A 6438-nucleotide genomic window follows, 5' to 3' on the forward strand; every position below is an offset into this window, starting at 1 on the left:
TGCGGTATTAGCTATCGTTTCCAATAGTTATCCCCGCTACAAGGCAGGTTACCTACGCGTTACTCACCCGTTCGCAACTCTTCCAAGAAGAGCAAGCTCCTCTCTTCAGCGTTCTACTTGCATGTATTAGGCACGCCGCCAGCGTTCGTCCTGAGCCAGGATCAAACTCTCATTAAATTCTTTAATAATCATTCGAGCGTTAACTCATTTCCGTCTTCTGACGTTTTTTCTTGTAAATTGACAGGTTATAATTTCTTCTATCATAACCCTGCACTTGGTTTCTTATTCAGTTCTCAAAGGTCTTTGTCTCTCTTAAGACAACTCCTATATTCTAGCAAATCTAGAATATCTTGTCAACACTTTTTGAAAAGTTTTTTCCAAACTTCCTCGTGTCTCTGCTTCATCCTCCGATGTAGCCTATTCATATTATCATCTCTTGCTTACCTTGTCAATAACTTTTTATCATTTTAAAGGGTATTTAAAAAAACATTCAGTTTACACCTTCCTTAGCAGCTTCCTTATTTATTTTTATTAAATTAAATAAGAAAACAGTACATTGCTGTACTGTTAGATAGTAAATTTAAAAATTTCTATTATTTGCATTATAACCATATTTTTCAATGAAATCTTGACGAAACTCAAGTAAATTGTCATCAATAATAGCTTGACGTACTTTCGCCATCAAATTCACCAAGAAGTAGAGATTATGATAACTTGTCAAACGAATTCCAAATGTCTCATCTGCCTTCAGTAGGTGTCTCACATAAGCACGTGTATAGTTCTTACATGTGTAACAATCACACTCAGGATCTATAGGGCTAAAATCTTCTGCGTATGCCGCATTTTTAACTACAAGACGTCCTTGACTAGTCATACAAGTTCCGTTTCGAGCGATTCTTGTAGGAAGAACACAATCATACATATCAACACCACGGATTACACCATCAATCAAACTATCTGGTGCACCCACTCCCATGAGATAACGTGGTTTATTCTCAGGAAGTAAAGGTACAGTAAAGTCTAGAACTGCATTCATCTCTTCATGAGTTTCTCCTACTGCAAGACCACCAATAGAGTACCCTGGAAAATCCATGGAAACCAAATCATGCGCAGATTGTCTACGAAGGTCTTCGAAACCAGCTCCTTGTACAATACCAAAGAGCCCTTGATCATATGGACGGCGATGCGCCTTTAGTCCACGCTCTGCCCAACGACTTGTACGTTCAATTGATTTTTTAACATAATCGTATGGTTGGTAAAATTGAGGACATTCATCAAAGCTCATCATAATATCTGAGCCCAGATTATTTTGAATAGAGATGGCTTTCTCAGGAGATAGGAACATCTTACTTCCATTAAGGTGATTTTTAAATGTCACCCCTTCTTCTGAAATGTTTCGTTTTTCTGCTAGTGAATAAACTTGGAAACCACCACTATCTGTAAGAATAGCTTGGTCCCAATTCATAAATTTATGGAGTCCACCAGCTTTAGCAACCAGCTCATCACCAGGTCTGAGCCATAAATGATAGGTATTTGCTAAAATAATTCCTGACCCCATCTGTTTTAATTCTTCAGGAGATTGCGTTTTTACTGTAGCCTGAGTACCTACAGGCATAAACATCGGCGTTGGAAAAGATCCGTGAGGGGTGATAATTTCCCCTAGACGTGCCCCTGTGTGTTTTTCTTTCTTTATAAGACGATATTTAATAGGAAAATCAGTCATTTATACTCCTTACGTTAGGAAAAACAGTCCTAAGTATTATTTTGTAAGTGGTCATTATCCACAACCGCTTTAGTTTACCAAAATTTATAGGAATTGTCAGCTTCAATTTCTCAAAACGGCTATTCTAAAATCTAAAATATCTAAGCTTTAGGTAAACAAAAAGCAACAGTCTCGAGCACTGTTGCTTTCAATAATGTCTTAGGCTGAAAGAACTTTACGTCCTTTACGACGACGAGCTGCAAGAACACGACGTCCGTTCTTAGTTGACATACGGTGACGGAATCCGTGTTTACGTTGACGACGGATTTTACTTGGTTGATAAGTACGTTTCACGTTGAATACCTCCTGATAGATTTTCGTATTCGTTTAGCCGGCTATTTTTGATCAGATACTAAACATACCATACTATTTTATAGCAATAGCGTGTTCTTGTCAAGAAATACTTTAGACAATAATTTCATCATATCGTAAAAAACAAACACTAGAACTTAAAAGAGCGACCTAGTCATTTCTACCGGTGCTAAAAGTCTCGATGATGCCATTACTTCATTCATTTAAAGATTTTGAGTCAATTTTGCGATTTTTTGGAGTTGTTCCTTTCGCTCATGGTCCGTCATATACTCAACACGTGTAATCTGAGTGACTTTAACTGCTTTAAAACCACAAGGTTTTAGGATTTGAAATTTCAAAACTTTGGAGTAGTCTTGTGCAAAAGGAAGGAAAATCCTCGGTGTATTGTGTGTAGTGATAATCCAGGCCTTGCCAGCAAGCCTACCTTTCAAACCACGTGGGGTATTATCATAAGCAAAACCAGCAACAAATACACGTTCAATAAATCCTTTTAAGATAGCTGGCATCCCACTCCACCAAGTTGGAAAAATAAAGATTAACTGATCTGCCCAAACTAACAAGTCTCGATAGTGTTTCATAGCTACATCATTCGCCAGGTCTCTTCTCCTATGTGTAGCATCAAAACGTAAAACAGGGTCGAACTGCCCTTTATACAAATCTAAAATCCTTAACTCATGTTTAGGCGATAAATTTTCTTTAACAGTCTCTAGTATAGAAGCATTGTAGCTCTTGTCGTTTGGATGTGCATAAATCATTAAGATCTTCATTGCTTAGCTCCTTTAATATAAATATCAAGCATAGTTCTTACAGTTTCTTGAACAGTAGTCTCTGTAAAATTATCAGCAATGGGACTTCTTGCTAGCATAGCCAAACCAGTGATAAAACTCCAAAAATGCATCAAAACTTCTGCATCACTACCTGAAAGTTTCTCCTTGTTTTTTAATTCCAGAGCTGTATTTTTAAAATATTCAAATCCTTGTAAGTGGGAATTGACAGAAATACTTTCTTGAGAAAATTCCATATAGTTAAAGGGAAACTTGATAAACAAGGCCTCAAAGATATTCGTTTCTTGTTGAGCAAATCTTACAAAGTTACAACCCATTAATACCAGTCGATTTCTTGCGTTGAGAGAAGATGCAATCCCTTGAGTCATATTTTTCAAAAAGATCTCCGATAAGTGCTCCAAAACAACTTTCATATAGGTATCTTTATTGTCAAAGTGCTTATAGGGAGCTCCATGAGTAACGCCACATTTTTGGGCAATTGTACGCATAGATAATTGGTCAATCCCCTTTATCCTTATTTCCTCAATTCCGGTTTTAATTAGCTTCTCCTTCAATTCAGCAGTATTACGTTTCATTTTCGACTCCTATTTACAATTAAGTAGACTCTGACTACTTTTTAACCAAAGTATACACTGTATACTTTGGTTTGTCAAAAAAAAGCTAGCCTTTAAACCAGACTAGCTTCTATCAGTAATACATACTATTCTAATTATACTTTTGTTACAACCACGTATCGATTGGGATCGTCACCTTCTGAGTGACTTTCAACACCTTCAATTTGAGATATAGCCTTGTGGATAATTTTTCGTTCACTATTCGTCATCGGATCCATCACATACTCTCGACCTGTTTCTTTTACTTTAGCTGCTGTTTTTTCAGCTAAATCAATCAAAGTCTCCGTACGTTGCTCCAAATAGTCTCGAACATTAAGAACAACACTAAATCGTTTAGAATGATGGTCATGCAAATAATTTTGTGCCAAAAGTTGCAATGATTTAAGGACTTTACCGTGATAACCTATAACACGACCAGGTTGGTCCATCTCAATCTGAATAATGATATTACGACGATTGTGACTGACCTCTAAACTAGCATCAACATCCATTTCATAGATGATTTTTTCAAGATAAGATAAAACGTCGTCCGCAGCCACTTGAACATCCTCTAAATTGTTTTCAGAAGTTTCTTCTGAACTAAACTCAGATGCTACAAAAGAGCTGAAATCATCTTCTGAAGTTTCTGTAGCTTGAATTTGAGTAACCGATTCCTGTTCAGATTCTAGAGAGGATACCACTGAATCCGATACACTTTCTTCTAATGACTGGCGCTTAATAGCTAGAGGAATAACTGTTGCCTTAGATGGCTCCTGTTTTTTCTCCGATGGCTTTTCATCAAAAATCTCTACAGGAGTTGCTTCCTCCTTAATTTCCTCTTCCATTTCCTTGCTATCCACAAGATCGGCAAGCCTTGTCACTTTACTGAAAGTATTCGTTTCTTCTGTCGGGCTTGTGATAGCCTTATTTTGATAATTGACACTATCGGCAAAATCTTTTACGGTATTATCTTGGTCTGCTTCATACGCTGATTGTTCATTTATTGGTTCAATGCTAACTCGAGCAGGTTTCTTTCCAAATCCTAGAAAGCCTTTTTTCTCACGAGAAATCACCTTGATGTGGGCCTTCATACGAGGTAACTTAAGAACTTTCAAACCTTTTTCAATAGCTTGTTCAACTGTTCGTCCAGAATAGACAACCATAAAAAGCCTCCTTACTTACGTTTGTGCGCCTTTTTCTTGGCACGACGAATCTTAGCTTTACGTTCTTTTTCTTCCGCTTCCAAACGATTACGTTCAGCAATAATTTTAAATGGATTATTGAAAACCAAAATCTGAACAACTTGGAAGGCATTTGAGACTGCCCAATAAAGTGCTACCCCTGAAGAAATCTGCGTTCCAAACCAGAAAATAAAGACTGGAAGCAAGATATTCATAACAAGTAACATCGAACTACGTTCTTTAGCTGCTTTATTCGTCAACCAAGTTGAAAGGAAGGTGAATGCAGCTGCCAAAATCGGAAGAATAAAGTAGGGGTCTTTCTGACCAAGGTCTACCCAGAGGAAGGTTCCTTCTCGTAACTCAGGTACACGTGTAAGTGCACCGTAAAGAGCCATCAAAATAGGAAACTGAATCAGGAGAGGAACGAAGCTGGCATAGGGATTAACACCATGCTCTTTGTAGAGTTCTTGCTGTGCATTAGCAAGAGCTTCACGATTTTCACTTCCTGGATACTCACCCTGCAATCGTCGTAACTCTGGCTGTAGTTCTTGCAATTCACGACTTGACTTAATTTGGCGATTATACAATGGAATCATAACTGCACGAATCAAAATCGTAAAGATAATAATCCCTAGTCCAATAGAGCCGCCAATTGAAAGTCCTTGAACAGCCTTACCAAACATTAGAATGAAGCGTTCCCAAAGTCCTGTAGACTGGCTTGTGACATCACTGCGTCCACAAGCTGATAAAGCCAAGAGAGCTCCTGCTCCTAAAACGAATAAATTAAGTTTTCTTTTCACTAAAAACTCCTTTTACATGACAAAGAATTGTCTTATCTCCGTCTACTAGGATGATAGCATCAACAAAAATTTGTCCTGATGAATCGTACCATGACGGTGAAAGATAATTTTCTAGTCCTTATATAACTTTGCTATTTTTAAGACATGAACGAGATTGCTGTAAATTTCTTGGTAGCTTAAGTCCTCGACACCTTTACGAGCAATAACGACAAAATCTTGATGTGCTAATTGAGATGACATGTCCATTAGTGCATGTCGTAGACGACGTTTTACCCGATTTCGGGTAACTGCATTACCAAGACGCTTGCTAACTGACAAACCTACGCGATAATGGAGTAAATCACGATTCAGACAGTAGACAACAAATTTTCGATTGGCAACACTGTGCCCTGCATCAAATAATGCTTTAAAGTCTTTCTCTTTCTTAATACGATAAGATTTTTTCAAAATACGACTCCAAACTCAAAATTAGTACTATTATACCATAAATAGCAAAAAAGCCCAAAACCTTATAGTTTGGGCTGATATAGTCCTACTTAAGTAGACAGTAAAAATACATAAAGTACTGTTTACGAAAGTAGGATTTTTATTATGTCTAGAAAAAGTAAGGTTTCTTTTGAAGGCAAGCTGAGGGCTGTTACCTGGTATCTTGAAGGTAAAGCCTCCTGTTCTCAACTAGCTCGTCAGTTTGGGGTCAATCCTTGTACTATTAAAGACTGGGCTACAGCCTATCAATATCAAGGGCACGAGGGGCTAAAGTCTCTAAAGCATAACCAAAATTATTCTACAGAGTTTAAGCTAAAATGCATTGAAGCCTATTTAACAGGAGAAGGTTCCCTTCAAGAATTAGCTAGAAAATTTGGGCTAAGAAGTCATGAACAAATCAGACAATGGGTTTTCAGGTATAATAGTCATAAAGAACTAAAGGATTACAATCCTATTCCGGAGGTTTATCATATGACTAGCAGAAAAACAACGAAAGAAGACGTTTAGAAATCGTTAAAC

The 6438-nt window shown here is 37.5% G+C and carries 8 protein-coding genes; 1 reads left to right on the forward strand and 7 read right to left on the reverse strand.

Features of this window, described 5'->3' with window-relative positions:
• Positions 1-580 precede the first annotated feature (580 nt).
• From tgt to rnpA, 7 genes are all read right to left on the reverse strand, one after another.
• Positions 581-1723, reverse strand: coding sequence for a tRNA guanosine(34) transglycosylase Tgt (tgt, locus tag HSISS3_RS10090; protein ID WP_002888730.1), 1143 nt, complete (start codon positions 1721-1723; stop codon positions 581-583).
• A gap of 198 nt (positions 1724-1921) precedes the next feature.
• Positions 1922-2056: a 50S ribosomal protein L34 gene (rpmH, locus tag HSISS3_RS10095; protein WP_002885866.1), complete on the reverse strand. Its 135-nt coding sequence runs from the start codon at positions 2054-2056 to the stop codon at positions 1922-1924.
• A gap of 221 nt (positions 2057-2277) precedes the next feature.
• A complete protein-coding gene (locus HSISS3_RS10100) occupies positions 2278-2841 on the reverse strand; it encodes an NAD(P)H-dependent oxidoreductase (RefSeq protein ID WP_021152601.1) in 564 nt (187 codons plus the stop codon).
• Positions 2838-3434 carry a TetR/AcrR family transcriptional regulator gene (locus HSISS3_RS10105; RefSeq protein WP_021146525.1) on the reverse strand — a complete coding sequence of 199 codons (597 nt, stop codon included), beginning with the start codon at positions 3432-3434 and terminating at the stop codon, positions 2838-2840. Before HSISS3_RS10105 ends, HSISS3_RS10100 begins: the two co-directional genes overlap by 4 nt.
• Before the next feature lie 134 nt (positions 3435-3568).
• Positions 3569-4615, reverse strand: a complete 1047-nt coding sequence (gene jag, locus HSISS3_RS10110) for an RNA-binding cell elongation regulator Jag/EloR (RefSeq protein WP_021152602.1) — start codon at positions 4613-4615, stop codon at positions 3569-3571.
• Between the two features lie 11 nt (positions 4616-4626).
• Entirely contained in the window at positions 4627-5433 is an 807-nt protein-coding gene (locus HSISS3_RS10115; RefSeq protein WP_002888724.1) for a YidC/Oxa1 family membrane protein insertase, read from the reverse strand.
• Between the two features lie 111 nt (positions 5434-5544).
• Positions 5545-5880: a ribonuclease P protein component gene (gene rnpA / locus HSISS3_RS10120; protein ID WP_021146527.1), complete on the reverse strand. Its 336-nt coding sequence runs from the start codon at positions 5878-5880 to the stop codon at positions 5545-5547.
• A gap of 144 nt (positions 5881-6024) precedes the next feature.
• Here rnpA and HSISS3_RS10125 point away from each other — a divergent pair, with 144 nt between their 5' ends.
• On the forward strand, positions 6025-6426 hold the full coding sequence (locus tag HSISS3_RS10125) for a helix-turn-helix domain-containing protein (protein WP_051176061.1): 402 nt from the start codon (positions 6025-6027) through the stop codon (positions 6424-6426).
• The last annotated feature ends 12 nt before the right edge of the window (positions 6427-6438 follow it).

Origin of the sequence: Streptococcus sp. HSISS3 (genome assembly GCF_000448605.1) — a bacterium.
GTDB classification, from domain to species: Bacteria; Bacillota; Bacilli; order Lactobacillales; family Streptococcaceae; genus Streptococcus; species Streptococcus raffinosi.

Coding starts and splice junctions, on each gene's coding strand:
- tgt (WP_002888730.1), bottom strand. CDS start 1,723: ATGACTGATTTTCCTATTAAATATCGTCTTATAAAGAAAGAAAAACAC.
- HSISS3_RS10100 (WP_021152601.1), bottom strand. CDS start 2,841: ATGAAGATCTTAATGATTTATGCACATCCAAACGACAAGAGCTACAAT.
- HSISS3_RS10105 (WP_021146525.1), bottom strand. CDS start 3,434: ATGAAACGTAATACTGCTGAATTGAAGGAGAAGCTAATTAAAACCGGA.
- jag (WP_021152602.1), bottom strand. CDS start 4,615: ATGGTTGTCTATTCTGGACGAACAGTTGAACAAGCTATTGAAAAAGGT.
- HSISS3_RS10125 (WP_051176061.1), top strand. CDS start 6,025: ATGTCTAGAAAAAGTAAGGTTTCTTTTGAAGGCAAGCTGAGGGCTGTT.